20 protein-coding genes and 2 pseudogenes are annotated in these 23,657 nt (G+C 46.1%); 1 reads left to right on the plus strand and 21 read right to left on the minus strand.

Going from position 1 to position 23,657, the window contains the following annotated elements; translation table 11 throughout:
* The first annotated feature begins 169 nt into the window (after positions 1-169).
* A complete protein-coding gene (locus ACESPU_RS01390) occupies positions 170-1,714 on the plus strand; it encodes a HAMP domain-containing sensor histidine kinase (RefSeq protein WP_158532400.1) in 1,545 nt (514 codons plus the stop codon).
* A 116-nt stretch (positions 1,715-1,830) separates the two neighbouring features.
* Here the strand turns inward: ACESPU_RS01390 and ACESPU_RS01395 are convergent, their stop codons facing one another.
* The 21 genes and pseudogenes from ACESPU_RS01395 to ACESPU_RS01495 form a co-directional block, all read right to left on the minus strand.
* Positions 1,831-2,913 carry a dipeptidase gene (locus ACESPU_RS01395; RefSeq protein ID WP_373133090.1) on the minus strand — a complete coding sequence of 361 codons (1,083 nt, stop codon included), beginning with the start codon at positions 2,911-2,913 and terminating at the stop codon, positions 1,831-1,833.
* A gap of 47 nt (positions 2,914-2,960) precedes the next feature.
* Positions 2,961-4,064 carry a D-TA family PLP-dependent enzyme gene (locus ACESPU_RS01400; protein WP_373133091.1) on the minus strand — a complete coding sequence of 368 codons (1,104 nt, stop codon included), beginning with the start codon at positions 4,062-4,064 and terminating at the stop codon, positions 2,961-2,963.
* A 3-nt stretch (positions 4,065-4,067) separates the two neighbouring features.
* The gene (locus ACESPU_RS01405; RefSeq protein WP_005856453.1) at positions 4,068-4,541 is read right to left on the minus strand and encodes a RidA family protein; all 474 of its coding nucleotides are present in this window, start codon (positions 4,539-4,541) and stop codon (positions 4,068-4,070) included.
* Between the two features lie 39 nt (positions 4,542-4,580).
* Entirely contained in the window at positions 4,581-5,102 is a 522-nt protein-coding gene (locus ACESPU_RS01410) for a DUF4833 domain-containing protein (RefSeq protein WP_005856451.1), read from the minus strand.
* Positions 5,103-5,120: 18 nt separating this feature from the next.
* The gene (locus ACESPU_RS01415) at positions 5,121-6,440 is read right to left on the minus strand and encodes a gluconate:H+ symporter (RefSeq protein ID WP_005856449.1); all 1,320 of its coding nucleotides are present in this window, start codon (positions 6,438-6,440) and stop codon (positions 5,121-5,123) included.
* 63 nt (positions 6,441-6,503) lie between these two features.
* Positions 6,504-7,595 (minus strand): ABC transporter permease, encoded by a 1,092-nt coding sequence (locus ACESPU_RS01420; protein WP_008771944.1) that lies wholly within the window; start codon positions 7,593-7,595, stop codon positions 6,504-6,506.
* Between the two features lie 3 nt (positions 7,596-7,598).
* Entirely contained in the window at positions 7,599-8,684 is a 1,086-nt protein-coding gene (locus ACESPU_RS01425) for an ABC transporter permease (protein WP_373133092.1), read from the minus strand.
* A gap of 3 nt (positions 8,685-8,687) precedes the next feature.
* On the minus strand, positions 8,688-9,422 hold the full coding sequence (locus ACESPU_RS01430) for an ABC transporter ATP-binding protein (RefSeq protein WP_080707588.1): 735 nt from the start codon (positions 9,420-9,422) through the stop codon (positions 8,688-8,690).
* 268 nt (positions 9,423-9,690) lie between these two features.
* Positions 9,691-10,596, minus strand: coding sequence for an ABC transporter ATP-binding protein (locus ACESPU_RS01435; protein ID WP_373133093.1), 906 nt, complete (start codon positions 10,594-10,596; stop codon positions 9,691-9,693).
* Between the two features lie 13 nt (positions 10,597-10,609).
* Positions 10,610-11,503 carry an HlyD family secretion protein gene (locus ACESPU_RS01440; protein ID WP_022192421.1) on the minus strand — a complete coding sequence of 298 codons (894 nt, stop codon included), beginning with the start codon at positions 11,501-11,503 and terminating at the stop codon, positions 10,610-10,612.
* A gap of 27 nt (positions 11,504-11,530) precedes the next feature.
* Positions 11,531-12,817: a TolC family protein gene (locus ACESPU_RS01445; RefSeq protein ID WP_373133094.1), complete on the minus strand. Its 1,287-nt coding sequence runs from the start codon at positions 12,815-12,817 to the stop codon at positions 11,531-11,533.
* 37 nt (positions 12,818-12,854) lie between these two features.
* Positions 12,855-13,484 carry a TetR/AcrR family transcriptional regulator gene (locus ACESPU_RS01450; RefSeq protein ID WP_005856435.1) on the minus strand — a complete coding sequence of 210 codons (630 nt, stop codon included), beginning with the start codon at positions 13,482-13,484 and terminating at the stop codon, positions 12,855-12,857.
* Positions 13,485-13,616: 132 nt separating this feature from the next.
* A complete protein-coding gene (locus ACESPU_RS01455; RefSeq protein WP_005856433.1) occupies positions 13,617-14,621 on the minus strand; it encodes a glycoside hydrolase family 43 protein in 1,005 nt (334 codons plus the stop codon).
* A 39-nt stretch (positions 14,622-14,660) separates the two neighbouring features.
* Entirely contained in the window at positions 14,661-15,872 is a 1,212-nt protein-coding gene (locus ACESPU_RS01460; RefSeq protein WP_008771936.1) for an L-serine ammonia-lyase, read from the minus strand.
* A gap of 27 nt (positions 15,873-15,899) precedes the next feature.
* Entirely contained in the window at positions 15,900-17,036 is a 1,137-nt protein-coding gene (locus ACESPU_RS01465) for an acyltransferase family protein (protein WP_005856430.1), read from the minus strand.
* Positions 17,037-17,043: 7 nt separating this feature from the next.
* Positions 17,044-18,162, minus strand: coding sequence for an acyltransferase family protein (locus ACESPU_RS01470; RefSeq protein ID WP_128577021.1), 1,119 nt, complete (start codon positions 18,160-18,162; stop codon positions 17,044-17,046).
* 185 nt (positions 18,163-18,347) lie between these two features.
* Positions 18,348-18,527 (minus strand): annotated as a pseudogene (locus ACESPU_RS01475) (AAA family ATPase); the annotation flags it as partial.
* A 230-nt stretch (positions 18,528-18,757) separates the two neighbouring features.
* Positions 18,758-19,510, minus strand: coding sequence for a glycosyltransferase family 2 protein (locus ACESPU_RS01480; protein WP_057326348.1), 753 nt, complete (start codon positions 19,508-19,510; stop codon positions 18,758-18,760).
* A 15-nt stretch (positions 19,511-19,525) separates the two neighbouring features.
* Positions 19,526-20,983, minus strand: coding sequence for a B12-binding domain-containing radical SAM protein (locus tag ACESPU_RS01485; protein WP_057326347.1), 1,458 nt, complete (start codon positions 20,981-20,983; stop codon positions 19,526-19,528).
* Between the two features lie 810 nt (positions 20,984-21,793).
* Positions 21,794-22,468, minus strand: coding sequence for a hypothetical protein (locus ACESPU_RS01490; protein WP_102949687.1), 675 nt, complete (start codon positions 22,466-22,468; stop codon positions 21,794-21,796).
* A gap of 7 nt (positions 22,469-22,475) precedes the next feature.
* A pseudogene (locus tag ACESPU_RS01495) lies at positions 22,476-23,654 on the minus strand (CDP-glycerol glycerophosphotransferase family protein).
* Positions 23,655-23,657: the final 3 nt, after the last annotated feature.

A 23,657-nucleotide genomic window follows, 5' to 3' on the forward strand; every position in this document is an offset into this window, starting at 1 on the left:
TGATAAAGATAGCACATTCCACTTGTTCGGAACTTTCAGAATTGACAAAATAAATATGAATATTGACACACAAATCGTATCTTAAAATAAAATATCTATTATTTTTCCCCTGATATATTTTGTATGAATCCCAGTAAATACATATTTTTACTTCAAAAAAATTTAAGTTATGAGGGTCATTTATCTTTTACTATCTTTTATGCTTTGTTTCTACCCTGTCACACAGGCGCAAAACACGACGAATCAATTTATGACACAGGCACAAAGCAGCCTGGAAAAAAAAGACTACACCAAAGCTCGTTATCTTTTTTTACAAGCTTACAAGAGCTTATCCCAAAAAGGTGATTACAAACAGGCGATCGATGCCGGTACGCAGGCGGCTTATCTATATTATCGCGAGAATTATTACCAAGAGGCATTCGATCTTTGCCGCCAGATGAACCAATTCATCTTAACCGAGGAACAGAAGTTGCAGAAATCGCTCTATGAGCAACGCTTCCAAGTAACGAAAGAGCGGTTGGAAATGTATATTAAGCTAAAGAACGCCGCCCAAGCGCAAGTTCAACTCAATACATTAGATAATCTGGCCAGCCAAGCGGGCGATGAGAAGTTATCGAACAATTTATTATATACCCAAGCAGGTTATTATTATACGTTCGGGCAAAACGAGCAGGGGGATGCTGCTTTCCAGAAACTGATCAACCAGTATAAGGAGAAAAAAGAATATGAGAAGGTGAACGATTGCTACCGGAACCTGATCTCTATCGCTCGTAAGGCAAACAACGCCCCACTGATGGAACGTACCTACGACAAATACATCGTATGGACGGATTCCGTAAAAGCTCTTACGGCAGAGGATAAACTAGGGGCATTACAACAAAAATACGATCAGAGCCTACAGACAATACAGGAGAAAGACGATAAATTGTCTGTTAAGCAATATATGATTGTCGGACTTATCACATTCGTGGTAATCCTGATAGCCGCCTTGCTTTTCTTGGGATTCCTTCTATTACGCTTTATTGTGCTGAACAAGAAATTAAAGAAAATCATCCAGACGACAAACGAGCATAGCGAACAACAAGCCCAATTCATCCAAAACATATCGGTTCAGATGGAGCCTACCTTGAACAAGCTTAGCGCATCCGCCAAAGAATTACAGGCGGTAGCTCCGAAGCAGGCCGAGGATGTATGGACACGGGTAGAGGCTTTGAAACAGTTTACGGTTCATATCCAAGAGCTTTCCTCCTTGGAGAATACGTTGATGGAACCGTATGAGGTTAGTTCTTTTAATGTAGGAAACTTCAGTAAGAAAATCGTGGAGAAGGTTAAAGGGGATATTCAACCGGAGGTCAATCTCGTAACAGACGTGCCCCAATTGGAGATTAAGACGAATGCCGAGCATCTGGAACAAGTCTTATTACATTTGTTAAAGAATGCCGCATTATATACTTCCAGCGGTAACATCCGTCTGGATTTTAAACGGAAAGGCGCTCATGTTTGCCAATTTATCATTACCGATAATGGTACAGGCATACCGGATGATCTAAAAGAGAACTTATTCAAGCCATTCAATGAGGCGAAGGATCTAGCGCAAGGCGATGGTTTGGGATTACCCATCTGCGCACTGATGGCTAGCAAATTAAACGGAACCCTATCTATCGATAAGGAATATAAGAAGGGATGCCGGTTCGTCTTGGTATTGCAGATATAAAATAGACTCACCTTGTTTGTCTTTTTACCGCGATGCGGATGCAGTGACGCTGCAATCCGGGTTGCAGTAACACTGCATCCACATCGCGGTATCACTGCAACCCGGGTTGCAGTAGCTTATTCCGGCAAATGCTTCCGTAAGAACTCAATCCAGTTACCAGAGGCGATACGGTTGATAGCATCGTCCGTAAAGCCACGGTATTGAAGGATCGGGAATATCTTTTGGAGATCGGCGATCGTTACTAGGTCATACGGGCATTGCTCCGTACCGAAAGCACCATCCAGATCACTGCCGATAGCCACATGGTTCGCGTTTCCGGCCAATTGGCAGACATGATCGATATTGTTCGCCATAATCTCCATACCACAATTCATGCCTCTTGGAGTAGACTCGCCTCGTACCCAGTTCGGTACCATCATCCAAGCGTCTAGGGCGATACCGATCACGGCGTCACGCTCTATCAACGCCTTGATCATCTCGTCGCTAAACTGACGGTTGTGATCTACGAAGGCCCGACAGTTGTTATGGCTCGCCCAAATCGGTCCCTTATACAAATCCAACGCATCCCAGAAAGCCTCATCACATAAATGGGTCACGTCAAGAATCATACCCAAGCGATCCATGGTACGCAACAACTCTTTCCCCATGGCATTCAGATGACCGGTAGAATCCGTACCGTTGGCATATCTTCCGGGGCCGTAATGTGCCGGGCCAACCGCCCTCAAGCCATAAGCATACGCCCTTTCCATATGATTCACCGTGATGAACGAGTCGGCTCCCTCGATACTTAATACATAACCGATCGGCTTCTTGCCGGCGGGTTCACCGTCTTTCCAAAGAGCCAGATGCGCTTCCAAGGCCTTCTTATCCCGGATCATGACCATCTGGCCCTCCTCTTCCATCGCCTTATACCAAGCAAGTTGGCCTTGGGTCTGCGCCCAAGCTTGTTCCGGGGAATGCCAACCGGGAAGTGGATTATCCGGCCCTACATAGCGACCGATCTGAGTGGCGACTACTAACCCGACGTTTCCTTTACGCAGTTCCTCAAACGATATAGTGGCGTTTCCACGGTCGGGCTTATCGGTCATACCGATTTCTCTCCGGTTTATTTCCTTTAGGGGTTGACGCAAATCCCGGTTCCACTCCAAAGCGTTCATGCTAAGGTCGAGATGGGCATCAATAATAAATGGCTTATTCATTTTATTAATTGAGAGTTGATAATTGATAATTGAAAATTTGATTACCGTTAATAGGTGATGCGACGTGAACGGGCAATGATAGGCCATTCGCCGATCGCCTCACGATCCCGGATCACATAAGCCTTGTCGTATAAAGCGACCGTAGGACAAATATGAACGGGAATGCCATAGAATACGGAACCTAATGGATAGGACTGGCTATACGGAACTTCCAAGACCAGATGTTCCTCGCTCTGGGAGATAGGTTTCGCCTCCGGATGGTTCAAGAAAAACACACGGGGCAAAGGACTTTCCGAGGCTACCGCCTTGTAACCAAGATCTACGCAAACATGATGCTCATCCAGCACGGAAATGACCCGAGTTATCAATAAGGCAGCTACCTTGAACGGCATATCCGGATAAGCGTTTCCATACCCCCAATCCCAGAACACAAACGTGCCGGGACTGCATTCGCAATCCTTCCGCTTCGCGTACATCGGGAATGTAGGAGTACCTCCCATCACCTTTACCAATGGATAGGCAAACTTGCGGGATATCTCCCGGAACACACGTTCGGTCAAGGCGTATGCGGCATCCGCACCTTGGCAACGTACCGATAGCTCCGCGTCATGTATATGTCCGTCGTAGCCATGCAACCCGATAATCTGCAGAGACTTCAGCGGCAGGATGGCATCCACCAGCGCCTCCGCTCTCTCCGGGAGGATTCCGGTACGATTCATTCCCACGTTCAGATCGATAAGGACATCCAAGGTGATATTCCCGGCCTCGCAAAGAGCCGAGATCGCACGGGCATTCTCCGCTTGGTCTACCAAGCAGGAGTAATGGGTGGCAGGATATGCCTTTATCAAATCTAATAAGCGGGAAATCTTCGGGCCTACCGGCTGATAGGCTAATAATACATCGGGGGCATTAATATGCCCCAGCATCTCGGCCTCGGCAATCGTAGCGCACTTGAACTTCCGGATTCCGGCATCCAGCAGCATGCGGGATACCTCAGCCGCCTTATTCGTCTTCACGTGCGGACGAAGCCGGTTCGTATCGCCTATGATCCTCTTGGCCAACTCGATATTGCCGGAAATACGATCCGGATAGAACGCCAAGGCTGGCGAGTCTATCCGGTCTACATTACTTATGACGTACCAATCGTCCATGGCTTATTCGTATAATTCGAACAAAGCCTCTATCTCTACAGGAATATTATCGGGAAGAGAACCGAATCCTACGGCGCTACGGGTACCTACACCGTTATCCGGCCCCCATACGGCGGCGAACAACTCGCTACAGCCATTGATCACATAAGGATGCTTTCCGAAATCGGGCGTACAATTTACCATACCCAATACCTTGATCACTCTCTTTATCTTGTTGAAGCTACCAAGGTTCGCCTGAATGGTCGCCAACATGGTAAGTCCTACTTGCTGGGCGGCGAGTTTGCCTTCATCCATCGTCAAGTCCTTACCGATACGTCCGATGATCAAGGATTTATCATTCCGCACAGGCCCGTGACCGGAAAGATACAGGTATTTGCCATCTATCACACAAGGCTTGTAAACTCCGGCCGGAGCCGGTGCGGGAGGTAAGGTCAACCCTAATTTCTCAAAATTCTCATCTGCGTTAATCATGCTCATAATTTCTTTCATTTATATGTTAGTAAAAAATATATTGATCTATTTCCTGACTCTTTCCGTTACCGGTTGATTCGTGGCGACAGAGATTCCTTGTAGCTCTACATACTCGACGCTTAAAGGATTCTTGGAGCTGGCTTTAACGTAGAGGGATTGGAGAATCGCCTGTTGGTTGTTGATCGTTATGTAGCATACATAGCGGGAATCACGTTTGGTAATCGTCAACTGGCGGGAGGGATAAGCGGTCAATGAGCATACACAAGCATTATCACTCGCCGAGATCAGTTTATACCCATAAGCCATTTTCCGTTGGATATAGCTCAAGCCATTGGTTTCCCCCGGATGCTTTTCCCGATTGACCCAATAAACGTTCAAGGGATCATGTGTATCCAGCTTACCATCCCTCAGATTCACATCGTAACAAACCAAGTTCTTATTCACGCTTCGTGCTATATGAAAAAGCCTCCCGACCGTTGGATAAGTACCTTCCTCCGGGTCCGCCGCAAACGAGGCGACGAAAGGGAAAAGCATAATAACGATACTAAGCAGCCATCTCTTTCTCATTGCTCAATCATTCTTTTATTATACAATCATATTTAAGATCATTACCCCGATCAATCCTACGACCGACACGATCGTCTCCATGATAGACCATGAGCAGATCGTATCCTTTATGCTTAGGTTAAAATATTCCTTGAACATCCAGAAACCGGAATCGTTGACATGCGAGAACATCAAGCTACCCGCTCCTAAAGATAAAACCATCAAGTTCGGGTTCGCACCCGTTTGCGTAACTAAAGGCATCACCACGCCCGCCGCCGTCAACGCCGCCACCGTAGCCGATCCCACGCACAAACGGATCACGGCAGAGATCAACCAACCCAAGATCAACGGATGAACGGGCAATTGCTCTAGGCTTGTCGCCAGCTCATTGCTTACCCCGCTATCCTCCATGATCTGCTTGAAGATACCGGAACCCGCGATGATCAAAAGGATCATAGAGATATCTTTCACGGCCTCCCCATAGACTGCCATAACCGACTTGATACTACGTCCCTGCCGGATGCCCAGCGTATATGTAGCGAACAACAAGGCGATCAGCATTACAATGGAAGGAGCACCAATAAAAGAGACTATCCCGCTCGCCATCTCGCCCATATCCTTAAAGCAATAAGGAATAACCGTCACGATAATCAGTAAAAAGACAGGCAACGTAGCGCTGATAAAACTATTCGCCTTGCCCGGCATGCTATATCTCCCGCTATCCTCTTTCTGCTCGAACAACGTGACCGGACCGGATTTTATATGTTTCAACCGACTGCCGAACACCGGCCCGGCGATAATGATAGCCGGAATCGCCAAACATAAACCGTAGATCAGCGTAAGGCCGATATTCGCATTGAATTGTACCACCAAGGCTACCGGAGACGGATGCGGGGGCAGGAATCCATGCGTCACGGACAGCGCCGCCAACATCGGCAACCCGATATAGACCGCCGGAAGCTTGTATTTATACACGATCGAGAAGATCAATGGCACCAACAACACAAATCCGATCCCATAAAATAACGGAATACCCACGACAAAGCCTGTCACCATCAGCCCCCATTGTATATGCTTAGTACCAAAAAGCGACACCATCACGGAAGCGATCTTCTGTGCCGCTCCGCTCTCGGCCACCAACTTGCCTAGCATAGCGCCTAATACGATAATCAACGTCAACCCACCCAAGATACTCCCGATACCGTTATTCACCGAGTCCGGCAGCTTCTCCAACGGAATGCCCAAAGCGATGCCCGCCAAGATAGAGGAGATCAGAAACGCGATGAAAGCATCCACCTTAAAGTAGGATATCAAGACAATCAATAAGGCCAAACAAAGTACGACAATGATAAATGACATGTTTTTTCGCTGTATTAGTTTATAATCCGTAAACGGGATACAAAGAAAACATTTATTTCCGAACTACCCCTTTTTACGATAACTAATTACCGCTAACAGATTAAAAAAAACAGCAAATAGACAGACAATCACAAAATGTCCCCGTAAATCGGCAAAGCCGCTCCCCTTTAAATAGACCATACGCATCACCTCCACGAAATAACGCACCGGGTTCGCCAGCGTGATCTTCTGCGCCCATTCCGGCATACTGCTGATCGGCGTGAACAATCCGCTTAGCAAGGCGAAAATGATCAAGAAGAAAAACGCCGTAAGCATCGCTTGTTGCTGTGTGGACGAGAAGGAGGAGATCGCCAAGCCAAATCCCGTAAAAGCGATCAAATATACGGCGGCAAACAAATAGATCACCCCGAAACTCCCCTCCGGCACCAAGCCGTAGATCAGCCAAGCGATGAGGATCGCCACCGTCAGCAGGACAAAGCCTATCACCCAGAAAGGGATCAGCTTCGACAGCAGGAACAGGGACTTGGGTACGGGCGAGACGTTTATCTGCTCGATCGTCCCTTTCTCCTTCTCGCTCACGATATTCAAGGCGGAGATCGATCCCCCGATAATCGTCAGCAAGAATACCATGATGCCGGGAACCATATAGATCTTGTAGCTCAAGTGGGGATTAAACAGGTTAATCGAAGCCACTCCCCTGCCCGATCCCATAGAGGCGAAACCTTTCTCCCTATTGAAATCCTGTATAATCGAGGAGAGGTAGGAGCTACCCAAGCCGCCCTTGGTTCCGTTCACGGCGTTAGCGGCGATCATCACGTCCGCCCTGCCCTCCTTACCCAAGTCCCGCTCGAAATCAGAGGGGATTTCCAGAATGATATCGGACTCATTGCTCTCCACCGAGGTCAGCGCCTCGTCGTAGCGATCCGACCGGTCTGTCAGGCGGAAATATCCGGAGGATAGTACCTTATCTACCAATTGCATGGAGGTGACGGAATGATCGTTGTCCACGATGCTAAGGTTAATATTTCGCATCTCGAAATTAGCGGCGAAAGGCAAGATGATCAACTGCATGATCGGGATGATGAAGATAATCTTCGGCATGAACCGGTCCCGACGGATCTGCTTGAACTCTTTCTCTAACAAATATCGTAACATAGCTTATAATCGTATTTTAAAACGTTTCACACTCAAGAATACCAGCACGACCGCCATGAACGACAGTATCCCGATCTCCTTCAAGATCGACACGGCGGGAAGCCCCTTGATCATCACGTCCTTCACGGCGATGATATACCATTTGGCCGGAACGATATGGGAGAACCATTGCAGGATATCCGGCATATTCTCTATCGGGAACATCATGCCGCTCAACAACATGATCGGAAGCATCAAGGCGATACCGCTGATCAACATAGCCGCCTGCTGGGTATCGGCTACCGTGGAGATCAGCAGGCCCAGACAGAGGGATACGATCGCGTACAGGATGGACACGGAAACCAGCAACAGCAGGCTGCCTTTTATCGGAACGTCCAGCAGGAAATAGGATAGCAGCAAGATCGTAGCGATATTCACCATACTCAGCAATAGGTATGGGATCGCCTTGGCCAGAATGATGTAGATGGGTTTCAACGGGGAGACCAGCAGGACTTCCATCGTTCCCATCTCCTTCTCTTTCACGATGCCGATCGAGGTCATCATGGCGCATATAAGGATAAGGATCAAGCCCATCACGCCGGGAACGAAGTTGTAGGCGCCTTTCATTTGAGGGTTATAGAGCAAAGAGGTAACCGGGGTCACGGCTTTACTCTCAACCGCCGACTCTCCTTTCAACTGTTCCGCGATGATCGCCGAGCAATAGGCGATTAGCTGCGTGGCCTCGTTCGGATCGGTAGCGTCCGCCAAGACTTGTACTTGGGCATCGGCCGTGGAAGCGTATTGAGGGGGAAAGACAACTATGACGTGTACCTTTCCTTGCCGAAACAAGGCCCCGGCATCCTCATAGCTATCGACGGTCGTATACAGCTCGAAGTACTCGCTGGCATTCAAGCGGTCTGTCATCTTCAGTGTCAGCTCATCCCGGCTTTGGTCGAAAATAGCGATCGGCACACGCTTGATCTCGGTCGTGATGGCATATCCGAACAAGATGATCAGGATGACGGGCATGAGCAAGAGGATCATTGTCGTGCGTGCGTCCCTGAAAATGTGATAGAACTCCTTTCTAACAAAGGATATGAATTGTTTCATCGTTTATTCTCCTCTCGTTGCTTTTCGAGCCAAGGCGTGAAAGACTTGGTTCATATTCGTTGTCTTAAAATCCCGCTTCAAGGCGGAGGGACTGTCTAACGCTTCGATCTTTCCGTCTACCATGATGGAGACACGGTTACAATACTCCGCCTCATCCATATAATGGGTGGTGACGAAGATCGTGATCCCCCGGGCAGCCGCTTCATAGATCAACTCCCAGAACTGGCGGCGGGTGACGGGATCGACGCCTCCGGTAGGCTCATCCAAGAAAACGATCTTGGGATCATGGATGATCGCCACGGAGAAGGATAGCTTCTGTTTCCAGCCCAAGGGCAGGGAATCGACCAAGGTATTCCGCTCCTTTTCCAGCCCGAGGATATCCAGCAACTCATCCGTTTTCTGGGACAGCTGCCGTTTAGACAAGCCGTAGATACCGCCGAAGAGACGGATATTCTCCCATACCTTTAGATCGCCGTATAGGGAGAATTTCTGGCTCATGTATCCGATATTCCGTTTGATGGACTCGCTCTCCCGGTAGACATCGAAACCGGCTACCCGGGCCTCGCCGGATGTCGGGGCCGACAGGCCGCAGAGCATACGCATGGCGGTGGTCTTCCCTGCCCCGTTTGCCCCGAGGAAGCCGAATATCTCGCCCGGCTCCACCTCGAAACTGATATGATCGACGGCGGTGAAGGTGCCGAAACGCTTGGTCAGTTGTTTTACTTCTATCGCTTTCATTATTTATCCTTATTCCATAATTACAATGCCGTATTTCTCCAAGATTCGACCTCGCGCCCAACGCGAGGCCCCGCATTTCCCCGAGATTCGACCTCGCACCCGACGCGAGCCCCGCATTTTCCCGAGATTCGACCTCGCGCCCGACGCGAGCCCTCGCATTTTTCCGCGATTCGACCTCGCGCCTGACGCAAGCCCCGTATTTTTCCAAGATTCGACTTCGCACCCGACGCGAGGTCGAATCTTGGAGAAATGCGACACATCCCCTCTCTTACAAGGCCATGAAACAATTCTCAACGCTTGGCTCAAGGCGTTCGATGCTTACATCTGCGTAACCTTTGCCTTTCAGATATTCCTGTAATCGCCTCATGACATCCTCCCCATCCCTCCTCAACGTAAGATGATGAGCATCTCCAAAAGCGAAACACGAGTTTGTATCCGGGAACTCCCGCAAGTCTCCCAACAACTTATACATCGACGCGCATCGCACCGCGTATAGCCGCCTATCGAATGAGGTACGGATACCTACCGGCGTATCGATAGATAGGCATTCCCCAGAACGCACCAAAGCGATACGGTCGCAACGGGAGGCCTCATCCATATAAGGCGTAGAGACAAGTATCGTAATGCCTTGCCGTTTCAGACGATCCAGCATATCCCAGAACTCAGAGCGGGAGACAGGATCGACCCCCGTCGTAGGCTCATCCAAGAACAAGACATCCGGACGATGGATCAAGGCGCAACTCAAAGCCAGCTTCTGCTTCATACCACCGGACAGCTTCCCCGCCCGCCGATGCTTGAACGGCTCTATCTGACTATAGATATCCCGTACCAGATCGTAGTTCTCCTCGATCGTCGTATTGAAGACCGTAGCGAAGAAGTTCAAGTTCTCCTCTACTGTCAGGTCTTGGTAGAGCGAGAAGCGGCCGGGCATATATCCTACCCGCCGACGGATCTCCTTCAAGTCTTTCACCACGTCCAAGCCGCAGACAGAGGCGGTACCGCTATCGGCCAGCAACAACGTGGTCAGGATACGGAACAGGGTGGTCTTTCCCGCCCCATCCGGACCGATTAACCCGAACAACTCACCGGAGCCGATCTCCAGCGACAGATCCCGCAAGGCCTCCACCCCACCATACCTCTTCGAAATATGATCTATATAAATTCCATTATCCATTATTAATTATTCATTATTCATTAAAAGAAGTTTCCCCATATTGCCCGATCTTCAGATAACCATCGTTGCGGACGGCGATCTTGATGGCATATACCAAATTAGCCCGTTCGTTCTTCGTCTGGATACCTTTCGGGGTAAACTCGGATTTATCGGAGATCCACGTGATCGTACCGGGGTATTCCCGGCGATCATTCCCATAGTCGGCGAAGACCTTGAGAGATTGCCCTAGTTTCAGGTGGGATAACTGATCCGCCGTCACATAGGCACGGAGATAAAGCAAGTCCGTATCGGCGATCTTGTAAAGCGGTTTGCCTGCCGCCGTCACCTCTCCCGGCTCGGCGTATTTCACCAATACCGTACCGGTCTGGGGATTGAGGATACGGCTTTTCATCAGTTGATCATCCAATTGCATGATCTGGTATTGCAGGCCCTCCGCCTCGGCGTCGGCACCTCCCGTCGTCTTGCTTAAGGAGGAGTATTGGGCATCCAGTTGTTTCTGGAGATATTTGATGTTATTCACGATATCGTCCAGTTGCTTTTGGTTACCCGCTTTCGCACGCACCAAGTTTTCCTGTCGCTGTTGCTCGGTCTTAGCCGTGGCGATTTGTTGTTCCAAGACAGCGATCTGCTTACGGATATCCGGCTTGCGAATATCTACCGAGCGAAGGCTGGCAGAGAGTTGCATCTTCCGCAGAAAAAGCTGGGTGCTATCCACGTAACCCACGATGGCGCCGGCATCCAAGCGATCGCCCTCCTCTATATTCAGTTCCATGATCTTTCCGTTGGCTTCCGAAGATACCAAGATCTCGGTTGCCTCAAAGGTACCGGAAGCGTCAAAATCATTGTCTGTATTACCGCAAGCCGTCCATAGAAGGCTGCATAAGCTGATAAAAATCAAATGTCTCATAAATCAATTGTATTTGTCATACTCTATTTAATTCGTTGTATACATATAATTATAAATGGTCATCAAGCGCTGTACACGGTGCGCCGCGGCGGCTTGCCGGGCCATGTCCTCGGCGTTGATCTCCCGGATTAGGTCCGTGACGGAAATCACGCCATTCTCCAGCTTCACCTCCGCCGCCTGCTTGATGCTTGTTCTCAGACGGATGATATCGTCATCGGCACGCATCAGGTCTGTCATTTTCTTTATCTCCGTGTTTTGCCGCAAAAGTTGCAGGCGGGTATTGAATAAGAAGGTCTCCCGTTGCACATCAATCTGGCGACGGCTTACCTCGATCTTCCTCCGGTCGTTCTTCAGCGTGTACAACTTCCCCAGATTCCAAGAAAGACGGACACCGGCCACATAATAAGGCTCGAAACTATCCTCCAGCATGTTCAAGCCCGGCCGGCCGTAACCACCTTGTACGAAAGCTCCGATACGAGGCATCAAGCCCGCCGTTACCTGCTTGTTTTGCGTCTCGATCCATTCGCTCTTAGCATCCAAGGCCCGTAATTCCGGACGGTTGATTTGCGTGAACAATGAACGCTCGGGTGACTCCGGAGTCTTCAAGACGACTTGATCCGTCAGCGGTTTATTGATAAAGGTCGCCAACATCTGCCGATATACCGTACGAGACGCTTTTAGCTCAATCTCATTTTGGCGGGCATTCAGCAGTTCCACTTCCATACTTTCCAGATCCGATTGATTCGCCACGCCATTGTCCATCATCGCCTTGATACGCTCGATATTGACCTGCAACTCTTTTTGAAGCAAAGCGTTCTGACGTATCAACTCGTCTTGCAGCAGGCAACCGAAGTAGATTTGATTCACCCGGTCGTTCAGCGCATACAACTCACTTTCCAATTGTTCCCGGTTGGCGATCGCCTCGGCACGAGTCAAGGCACGGGCCGAACGGGTGCTACCGCCGTCCCAAATCGTCTGGTCCACCTGCGCCACGACTTGATACTGGTCCTTGCTCAAGCTCGGGATCTCAAAGCCGGGAAGAAGCGAGGAGATCTTATCGCCATCCAAAGGCAACTTCGTCACGTCGCTCTGATAGCTTGCCTTACCGCTTACCGAGAGCTGGGGAAGCCAAGCCTTGCCCACATTGCTCAAGCTATAACGCTCCGTCTGATCGATCAAACCCATTTGATGAATCTGTGGATAATTCGCCCTCGCCCATTCGTAACATTGGGTGATCGTGACCGATTCCTGTCCGCTAACCCTTCCGGCATAACCCAACAGGCTAATTAACAATAATACATATACACCTCTCATATACTCTATGATATGTTTATTAAATTGAACAAATCCATCATCTGGCATCCGGGACCATCAGCTGGGTTATTACCTCGACGATCAAATCCCTGCGCCTATCCATATATTCCTCAAACCGCCCCATATCGTTATCCAAAAAAGCCGCCGCTAGTGGCTTGCGGATCAACAACGGGAAGACCACTAGGCTCACCAAGGTCGAAACCAAATCTATGACCGGCATCTTCCGTAGAAGCCCCTTGTCCATCTCCTCCTCTATCTGACGACGAAGACGCAAGATGGGCTGTATTTTTTTCGGATCTTTCAGCACGGTCTGGAATAAACGTTCTGGATCTCTGTTTAACTCGCCCACCACAAAATTCGGGAACATCGGGTTTGCACGAACAATTCCCATATACAGATCAACGATCACCGGCATTTTCTCCAGCATCGTACTCTTCTCATCCAAAACCCGATCGATGTTCGGCAACAATGAAGAAAGCAATTGCCCGAAAATAGCGTCGAACAGAATCTCTTTCGTCCTATAATAATAATGTAAGGCCGTCCTGCCAATACCCACTTCTGCCGCCACGTCACTCATGGTAGCCGCCTCGTACCCCTTTCGGACAAACACTCGCTTCGCCGCTTCTATGATGCGAGGCTCCATCTCATTCATGTCTTTCGCTTCCATAATTAAATGTTATTTTTTGTTTTGTCACTATCGTTTGTCATTATAGTTTGACACATGCGTCAAAAGTAGTATAAAAAAATTACATAGCAAATAAAACCTAAGTTTTCTTGCTATGTAATCCTTCTTAAATAATTATTGGATCGTGCGAGCCTCAACTCCTTCGGTCGTAATCTCCACGGGATTGATCAATCCCTCCTCGTTGAACGTCATCTTCTCGATACAAGTCTCCCGGTGGTCACGTGTCTTGACCCCGGCCGGCCGGCGATGGTACACGATGTAGTAATCTTCCGAATTCGGCACATGCATGATCGAGTGGTGACCCGCTCCGTTTGCCATATCGAAATTTTGCCGCAAGACCTCCCCAATACGATTGAACGGGCCAAAAGGAGAATCGGAGATGGCGTAAGCGACCTTGTAATCCGGTCCGGTCCAGCCCCCCTCACTCCACATGAAGTAATATTTACCATTCTTCTTAAACATAAACGGGCCTTCCACGTAATCCTTGGGAGTTACCTCTTTATAAATCGTTCCGTCCTCAAACGGTATAAGTCCGGTAAAGTCTTTGTTCAAGCGTACCATGTTGCAGTGCTTCCAACCACCGTAATACATATAATACTCATCATTGTCAGCGTCGTGGAAAACAAACTGGTCGATCGGCTGCGCCCCATTCACGATCTCGTTGATCAGCGGCTTACCCAGCAAATCCTTATAAGGCCCTTCCGGACGATCGCTCACGGCAACACCGATACCTCCGATCTCTCCCTCGTGCACGTCATTCGCCCCAAAGAAAAGATAATACTTACCGTCCTTGTTGATTACTGAAGGAGCCCACATAGCGATCTTCGCCCATTTCACCTCTGCCGTATCCAAGATAGCGGTATGCTTGGTCCAATTCACCAAATCCTTGGAAGAGAAGCAATCGAAGAAGGTTTGCTTCTCATATAAATCACTCGTAGTCGGGTAAATCCAATAGGTATCCCCGTAAATAATTCCCTCCGGATCGGCGTACCAACCCTCGAATACAGGATTACCACTCTTCGCTACCTCTTCGCTTGGAGCCTGTTTAGGGCCCCCGCAGGACATCAAGGCACCGGCCATCAATACCGTGTAAAACAGGCTTTTCTTTCCGTTTATCATCAATAGTAGATTATTTATTAGTAAATCAAATAGTATCTTTTAATTATTCGAGTTCTCCATGTTCTTCGCCAAACCACCTTCCGAGGTCTCCTTATAAAGACTGGGCAAATCATTACCTGTCTGGCGCATCACCTCAACCACCTGATCAAAACTTACCCGGTGTTTTCCGTCGGAGAAGTTCGAGAACGTATTCGCGTCAAGTGCACGGGCGGCGGCAAAAGCGTTTCGCTCGATACAAGGGATTTGTACCAAGCCACAAACAGGATCGCAAGTCAATCCCAAGTGATGCTCCAATCCCATCTCGGCGGCATACTCGATCTGCGCGGGCGTACCACCAAACAACTGACTGGCGGCAGCGGCAGCCATAGCGCAAGCCACTCCAACCTCACCTTGGCAACCTACCTCTGCCCCCGATACGGAGGCATTCGTACGCACCACATTTCCAAACAAGCCTGCCGTAGCCAACGCACGCAATATACGGGAATCACGGAACTCACGCGTCTCCTTCAAGTGATAAAGGACCGCAGGCATTACACCGCAAGAACCACAAGTCGGAGCGGTCACGATCTTCCCACCGCACGCATTCTCCTCAGACACCGCCAAGGCATAGGCATACACCATTCCCCGGCTCTTGATACTGCTGCCATAACCTTTCGCACGGATCATATAATCGGAAGCCTTACGACGAATGCCCAAACCTCCCGGCAAGATGCCTTCCGCTTCCAGACCACGACGAACCGCATCCTGCATCACTTCCCATACCTCAGCCAGATAATCCCAGATAGAAGGGCCTTCGTGCTGCTCGACATATTCCCAATAGGAATGGCCAGTCTTCTCACACCAAGCCTGTATCTCCTTGATCGTATGCATATCGTATACTTGCTCCGTCCTCAACTCATTGAAAGACTCGTTCGCCAAGGTTCCCCCGCCGATACTATATACGGTCCACGTATCCAGCTCCTCGCCACTCTCATTATACGACTCGAACAACATCCCGTTCGGGTGAAACGGCAAGAAAGTCTTGGGTTCCCAAGTAATATTTGTCTTCGCGACCGGCTGTAATACCTCAAGAATAGCTGCATCCGTCATATGGCCTTTTCCCGTAGCCGCTAGGCTACCATATAAGGTTACGTTAAAACGAACAGCGCCCCGGTTACGTTCCAAGAACATTTGTGCCGCACGCATCGGCCCCATAGTATGACTGCTTGAAGGGCCATGACCCATCCGGTATATTTGTTTGATTGATTCCATCTTTCTTCGATCTAAGTTTTCTTGTTTCTATACTTTAAGGAAAATATTATGTTTATAAAACGCATACAAAAGTACATAAATTACCGATACATTGCACATGGCAATGAGCACCGGATAATAATTTCCTAAATATTGCTGGGTTCCGAAAAACAAGGATTCGCCGATACACCTAAAACTTACCACGTTAGTAAGCATATAAGCCAGTATTGAATTCATGCCGTACACTTTCAGCCAAGTCGTATACTTTCGATGCCCTTTATAGTCGATCCAATAATAGAACAACCCCATAAGCAAGAAACAGTACCCACTGCTCACCAATACCATCGAACTAGTCCACAGTTTCTTAATAACGGGAAGCTCGATACCCCAAAGCCATCCGGCGATAACCATACCCAGACCAATACCGAATAACATCCGTAATTTGAGCCGCTCGGAATATAATTTGTTCTTTAGGATATATCCGGCGAACAACCCGGTCAACACGGTTACCCCGAAATTCAAGCTGCTCAGTATCCATGTATAACGATACCAAGTAGCGAATATCACCTCCCCGTTCTCCACCGTCGCCCCATCCCGGAAACGTCCCAGTACGGTGCGATCGATCCATTCGGCCAAATTACTATCCGGTGTGTACGAACCTCCCCCATAGTTACCGACCGTAATAAACTCCATCGCTCCCCAAAAGATTAATAAAAGAGCCGCCGCTATACCGATCTGTACCCGTATCCTTACATACAAGAATAACAAGGAAGCAATCAAATACCCCATAGCGATCGACTGCAAAGTATTTGAATACAAATAAACCCGGTCCGGGTCCAAAGCCAATAAATTACCTTGGCACATCATACCGAAGACCCAAAGCAGTAGCACCCGTTTCCCGATCCGCCGATATACCGCCATCTTATCGGGCATATCCTTATAACGAGACAAAGAGAAAGGCATGGAAACTCCCGCCATGAATAAGAATAAGGGCATCACGAGATCCCACGTAGAGAATCCCTCCCATTCCACATGCGAGAATCCCCACATAAAAGAATTAAACCAAGGCATATCAATCGCATGGGCCAGCGGATGCAACACCATCTCCAACACCACTAAGCAAAAAAGGTCGAAGCCACGGAGTACGTCCAATGACTCCAACCGATTTAATTTCTTCTTCTCCATCCGTCTATTATACTTTCAAGAAAATACGTTGGCGATATAAGAAATACAAGAATCCCCAACAAACAGCGATATATGCGATAGCGCTAACCAAAGGCTGGGCGGTCTCGGGCATCAATTTCGCCAACCCTCCGAATATAGCCTCGGAAGTATAGGAGAAACGGATGAAACGCTGTGCCAAATAGATCGTAATAGAGTTCATGCCGATCACGGTAAAAAACAAGGTCCATTTACGCCACCCCAATACATCTATGATATAGAAGAACAAAGCAAACATCCAAACGGAATAAGCACCTACCACACAGACAAAAGAGCTTGTCCATAGCTTCTTATTGATAGGGAAGACCAAGCTCCATAACAAGCCGACGATCAACAATACAGCTCCCACTCCTACTAAACAAAGCACTTTATTTCGGTCGGTCAGCCCCTCTTTCCGTAACTTAATCCATTCACCAGTGAACATACCCAACATTGCCGTGGCAATCGCAGGGACGGTGGAGAATAAACCCTCCGGATCAAAAACAGTCTCGTGCAAACGTCCGGGAAGAAACAGGCGGTCAATATACCCTACCAAGTTTCCCTCGAGCGTGAATGGCCCCGCTCCACCGGCGTCCGGCACAGGCACAAAAGCCATCGCCAGCCAATAGCCAACCAAAATAAGAACCGTTATCCCCGCACGCACTTTCCAACCGAAACGGACAAACAACAAGGCTGCGAACATCCATCCCAACCCGATACGCGCCAGCACGCTCGCACAACGCAGGTGGTCAAATTCGAACGACAATAGCCCGTTATATACCAATCCCAAGAAAACCAAGGTAATCCCCCGACGGACGATCTTCTTATAAATCGCCCCTTCCGTCATACCTTTTCCTCGTTGCTTCTCTAGTGAGAACGGAAACGAGATACCCGCAATAAAGAGGAACAATGGGAAGATCGTGTCGTGATGCGCCAATCCGTTCCATTCCACATGTTCCATCTGCCCGGCTATCGCCTGAAAAAAAGGATTCGGAAACAATGTCGCCAAAGCGACAAATAAAGAAGCACCGCCCATAATAAAGAGCATGTCAAAACCCCTAAGGGCATCCAATGATTGCAACCGCTGGGGTTGTTGTTTTTGTTTTTCCATATAATCTATTTACATTTAAAGTCAACACAAATATACTCAAACTCACTTACATACGAATGGGGTTTGACATAAAAGACGCTCCTAATCTTTCCCCTCGCATTTAGCCTCCAGTTTTTCAGCGTACGCCTCTTTCCTCATCAGATATAGATGAATAAAAAGGAGTTATAAAGTTCAGAAAACCATAGCGCTTCTAACGTAGATATCAATAAACTTTTCCCAAAACGGCGAGGACGACTCAGAAAGTAAGGCTTACCTTTCGTCACCAATTGGTAAATCAAGGCAGTCTTATCCACATATAAATAGTTCTCATTCCGAATATTTTCGAAACTCTGTATTCCTATCGGTAATTTACGCATAGTCGTCATAACCTTTTTTCTTACCACACCTGTTGTTGAACAAAGATAGAACTTTTTTCCGGAACAAGTCTCCGATTATAGTTTTCATTCTATGAAATACTCAATTTTTTCTACACTAATAGAGGGCGATATTTTACTTTCCATAAGCTGGAAGTAGAATATCGCCCTCTATTTTACAAGACAGTTTGTCTATGAGTAAGCACTAGATCTAAGGCATACAAATATTTCACTGAGTAAGATCACCTCATAGCCTTAGCAAAAGCTCTAATCGCATAATGAATAAAATAATAAACAGCCTTATACACCGGCAAATCCATCTCATTTCTCAAAATGTTCCACTGCCAACGCATGGCTTTTAATTTATTCGAAGAGACCGAATGGTCACTAACTCGGTAAAGAGCCGTCACCGTATTTGTGTTCTGCGCTTTATACCCTTGCTTTAAGATAGAAAGCCAACATACATAATCCTCATGCCCAATTTCCTTGAAAAATATCTTTCCCGTCAAGGCTGAATCATACATGGCTGTCAAGCATCCTATACAATTCCCTTTCAATAACAAAGGATAATCAACCTCACAAGGAGCTATTACCTCACGCCCGCATCGCTCTCCGCCTAGACTTACTTTCTCATAGTTAGAGAAAACAATAGCGACCTCAGATTTCTCAAAGACTTTTAACTGATCGCTTAGCTTATTCGGTAACCATATATCATCGCTATCCAAGAAAGCAATATACCGTCCTTTCGCTTCCTTTATTCCCATATTACGGGGTAACGTAGGCGAACCGGATGGTTTATCCGTCCGTAAATATCGAATACGGGAATCTATTCTCGCATACTTTTGAATGATTGAGAGTGAATCATCACTAGAACAATCATCCACAATAATCATCTCCCAATCCCCAAACGATTGAGCCAATACGGACTCAATCGCTTGGGATATAAAAGGAGCCGCATTATAACACGGGGTTATAATGGATACAAGAGGCAACACGTTAAATACAAATGATTATTTAAATAAATAACGTTTCAACTTAGCGAATGCCTTAAGCGAACGTTTCAAGTCTGAAGGATTACGCAAACCGACTCTCAGCCTGTGTAAAATGTAACTGGCACGTAAATAATATTTCTTCCGTGCCCTATTACAGAAATCAACCATTTCCCCTGCGGAAAGATCCGGTAAAGACAATACGGTGTTATGTGTACCATCCGGCAAACAATACTTCTCATAATCCGTCTCTATATAGTTATTTTCCCTCGCCCACTGATAAGCCTCCGTACCGGGATAAGGTATCAACGGGAAAAACTGGGCGGTATCCGTATTCAACCTTAACGCTAACCGAAGAGTCTCTTCCATGGTTTCCCGGGTTTCGCCTTGGTTACCGACCATATAACAAGCATGTATCAACAAGCCCGCCTTTTTAGCGTTGGCAACATACTGATAGAAATATTCCACCTTCGTTCCTTTCTTGATGTTATCCAATATCTTTTGGCTACCACTCTCTATACCCGGAATAATCAAACGACATCCGGCCTTTTTCATAGCCAACATCGTTTCCAAATCAAGATCCACACGAGCGTTACATAACCATTTCAACCGTTTATTCAATTTCTTTTCCACTAACAAACGACAAATGTCCAATACTCGCTTCTTATTGGCTGTAAATGTATCATCCTCGATTACTACCTCCTTCACATCTGGGAAATTAGCGGCAATGTATTCGAACTCGGCCACCACATTCTCTGCGGATCGTGCCCGAAAAGCATGCCCATGCATCGTTTGCGGATAGACACAGAAATTACAACGGAAGGGACATCCACGCCCGGTAAATATCTGGATAGAGGGATATGTGGCAGCAGCGAAAAAGTAATCCCTCTCATTTAAATGTTCCTTGATAAATTGTGAGGCAAAAGGAAGATCATCCAAATTCTTCATCGGTGGCATATGCGCAATTCGTACAAACTCCTTCCCGTCCCAAAAACAAAGCCCTCGAACCTCCCGCAGATCCTTTCCTGCGTCCAGAACATTCGCTAGCTCATTCACGATACAATCATATTCCCCAATAGCGACCGCATCCACCGCATTCGAATAACCCAACGTCTCTTCTGCGCAAGCCGAAGGATGAGTCCCCACAAGCACGACAAACGAGTGAGGATACAATGCCTTCAGCTTCCCGGCAAAAGCAACGTCACTTTTAATGGAAGGCGTACTTGTATCTAAAACAAACAATGAATGCTCATTATCCGTCTTCCGAATAATGTTTAAAGACTGTTCCTCATTTAACTGTTTAGCTGGAGCATCCAAAAAAGAGACATTATGTCCCTGTTTGCTTGAATACAAAGCCGCATAAATCAGCCATAGAGGATAATATAAAGCCCCACTTTTCGTAATTGCCGGACTACGGGATTCTCTGGAGAACTTCCCGAATTCGGCTTTGAAAGGGGGATTGATGAAATAGATGTTCATAATAAATCTATCGGGTTCTTAGTTTGTTAAACATATATATCGCTGTTCTGAATGACAGAACATAAAGCATAATCAGTAAATAGTAAAAAGGGAAGAATGAGATTCTATACAAAACAGCTGAAACCAAAAGCAGCAGAAAATAAGCGATGACTCTGAATCCATACAATCTGGATACATCGTAGCGGATAATATATTTCCGAAAACAAATATTGGTTGTTATATAAGGAGGCTTGGACGATTTAAACTCTAATGTTCGTACAAATGAATGTATCAGCAATAATAACACTAATAGAGAAACGGATATGTTCTCGGGAAACAACAGGAAAGGGATAATGTAACGCAAACTTGAAAGAATGAAGTACAAAAACATCTTTACATATCCACTAAGACTATTGTACAGCAAGAACGAGATGAGCAACACCAATAACCCCACGGCAAAATAGATAGTGTGCGCATGGGGGAAAAAGAAATGGAGCATCGTTAAAAATGCAATTGTCTGGATAATACGGGAAATATACACCACTCGCTTATGCTGATAATAAAAATCCAGTTCCGTCCCGTTGAGTCTCCATGTCGGACTGTCATCCCTTTTGACTGTCTCCGTATCATTCTGAATATAGCCTATTTCATACACACATTCTACTATTAGCAGCGTTGATAATGACAAAGCCAACGTCTGAACGGTAAAACCCGTTTGCATTCCGTACAAAAAGACGATGGGCAGCAGATGGGTAAAAAACAACGATACGACCGCATGAGGCCTTGTCCGAAACAAATAGACCAAGGGGACGCAGAACAACGTAAAGTACTTTAAATACATATAGATTTAATTTTTAATGATTTAGGACAAATATAATCTCCCAATATATTATCTCCTATATGAAGAACATCCTGAGTTCTATAGCCTGTATTTTTCAAAACAAACCGAAACATATTACCTGTAGATTTCAATACACCAGTAGCAGATGAAACATATAATTTAGAATGATACCGGTAACCATTGGCATATAATATTTCTTCTATAAAACCAACAGGAAGATACATATCCGAAATAATAATAACTTCTTTCCTTAAAAAGGCAGCATAATCATATAAGGCTTTTATTTCCTGCCTTGCTGAAAGCTCAATGCGTTCTATCTTCAATTCCAATTGGAGCAACAAATCTCTTACCTCTTTATCGTAAGGTAGCATATTATAAATGGAATAGATATTCGTTTCCTCAGTTAAAGATTGTTTTTTGGATTTCAATTCAGCTTCTATTCTTATTTGCTTAAAGCCCCGAATCGGAATTGAACTCAATTTATTATATTCTTTTTCCACTAGGTCGAATACATCTGAAGGAGTTGATACTTTCCTTTGTAAAAGAGTATCAAAAATATCAAAAGAAATCACAGAGTATTTATTGATCGCTTTCTTTATCCGATTCAGATCCGATTCTATCACACATCTACAAAGGACACTTTGTAATAATTCTTTAACTCTCATAATAAAGTTAGTGATCAATATGTGAAAGTATAATTTTAGCGACCTCCTCTGTGGCTGTCCCTTTCTCATAAGAACCTAGATTTTCATGATGTCGTATCATAGCTTGCTTAAACTTATTCTCATCAAAAGCCTCTATCTGTTTTCTCAATTCCTCATTTGTCTTGCAAATAGGGAATCCCCACTCTTCTATAGGTGTATAGAAGTCTGTTTTTTTCTTATATTCTTCTAAATCAGGAGTAAAAAGAAAACAAGGGCGATAGGTAAATGAATAATCCCAAACGCTCGATGAATAGTCTGTTATTAACATATCTGCAGTACATAACAAATCTTGCATTTCTGGATAGTCTGAAACATCTCTTACAGTGGACGTATATTCATGCATTTTTGAATTAAACGAAAGACTATTAAATAAACACATATGATATCTTAAAAATAGAATGACTCTTTTTGCAGCAAAGCGTTTTTTTACAGCTTCCAATAATTCATTTTCTTTCAAACTCCAATCATAAGACGGACTTGATGTCGTGTTTCTAAAAGTTGGTGCATACAATACGACAAAATCAGATTGTTTAATATTAAATCTATCACGAATACAATTTGACAATTCATTCATTTTTTGAGCACTAAAAAACACATCATTTCTAGGTAATCCTAATTTAACAAATTTATCCTCATGCAAATTCCACGCAGAACTCATACATTTTGTAGTAGAATAGCTCGATGATAAAAAATAAGAAGTAGCCTTAGAGAAATGCAAAATTGATCTATTATATAACCACTGACATCTTCCAATGTCATAAAAATCTTTTTCTATTTTCTTATACGCTCCTCCTGCATGCCAAGTATTAATAACTATTTGGGTCTTTCGAAAAGGAATATAATCATATCCTCCAATATTTGTTATATAAACTTTTGCAGTCATTAAATATTTAAAATAACTTAAAGAAAATCTCTTAACACACTTAATATCAGCATATTAATTATTGCATTTCGGCTTAACACTCCAAGCAATCTCAACATTACTACCTACTATTTTCTCAATATTATCATAAATATAAAATGGATTGCAACAAATTCTTTCACCTGAATAACTTTCAAATAACACCCTATTTGACTTTACTCTAAACACATAGAATACACGCAAGAGAAATCGTAAGACTTCTTTTACACAAAGCTTAAGTATCATAAA

It is taken from the genome of Parabacteroides sp. 20_3 (assembly GCF_964238835.1).
Classification (GTDB): domain Bacteria; phylum Bacteroidota; class Bacteroidia; order Bacteroidales; family Tannerellaceae; genus Parabacteroides; species Parabacteroides distasonis.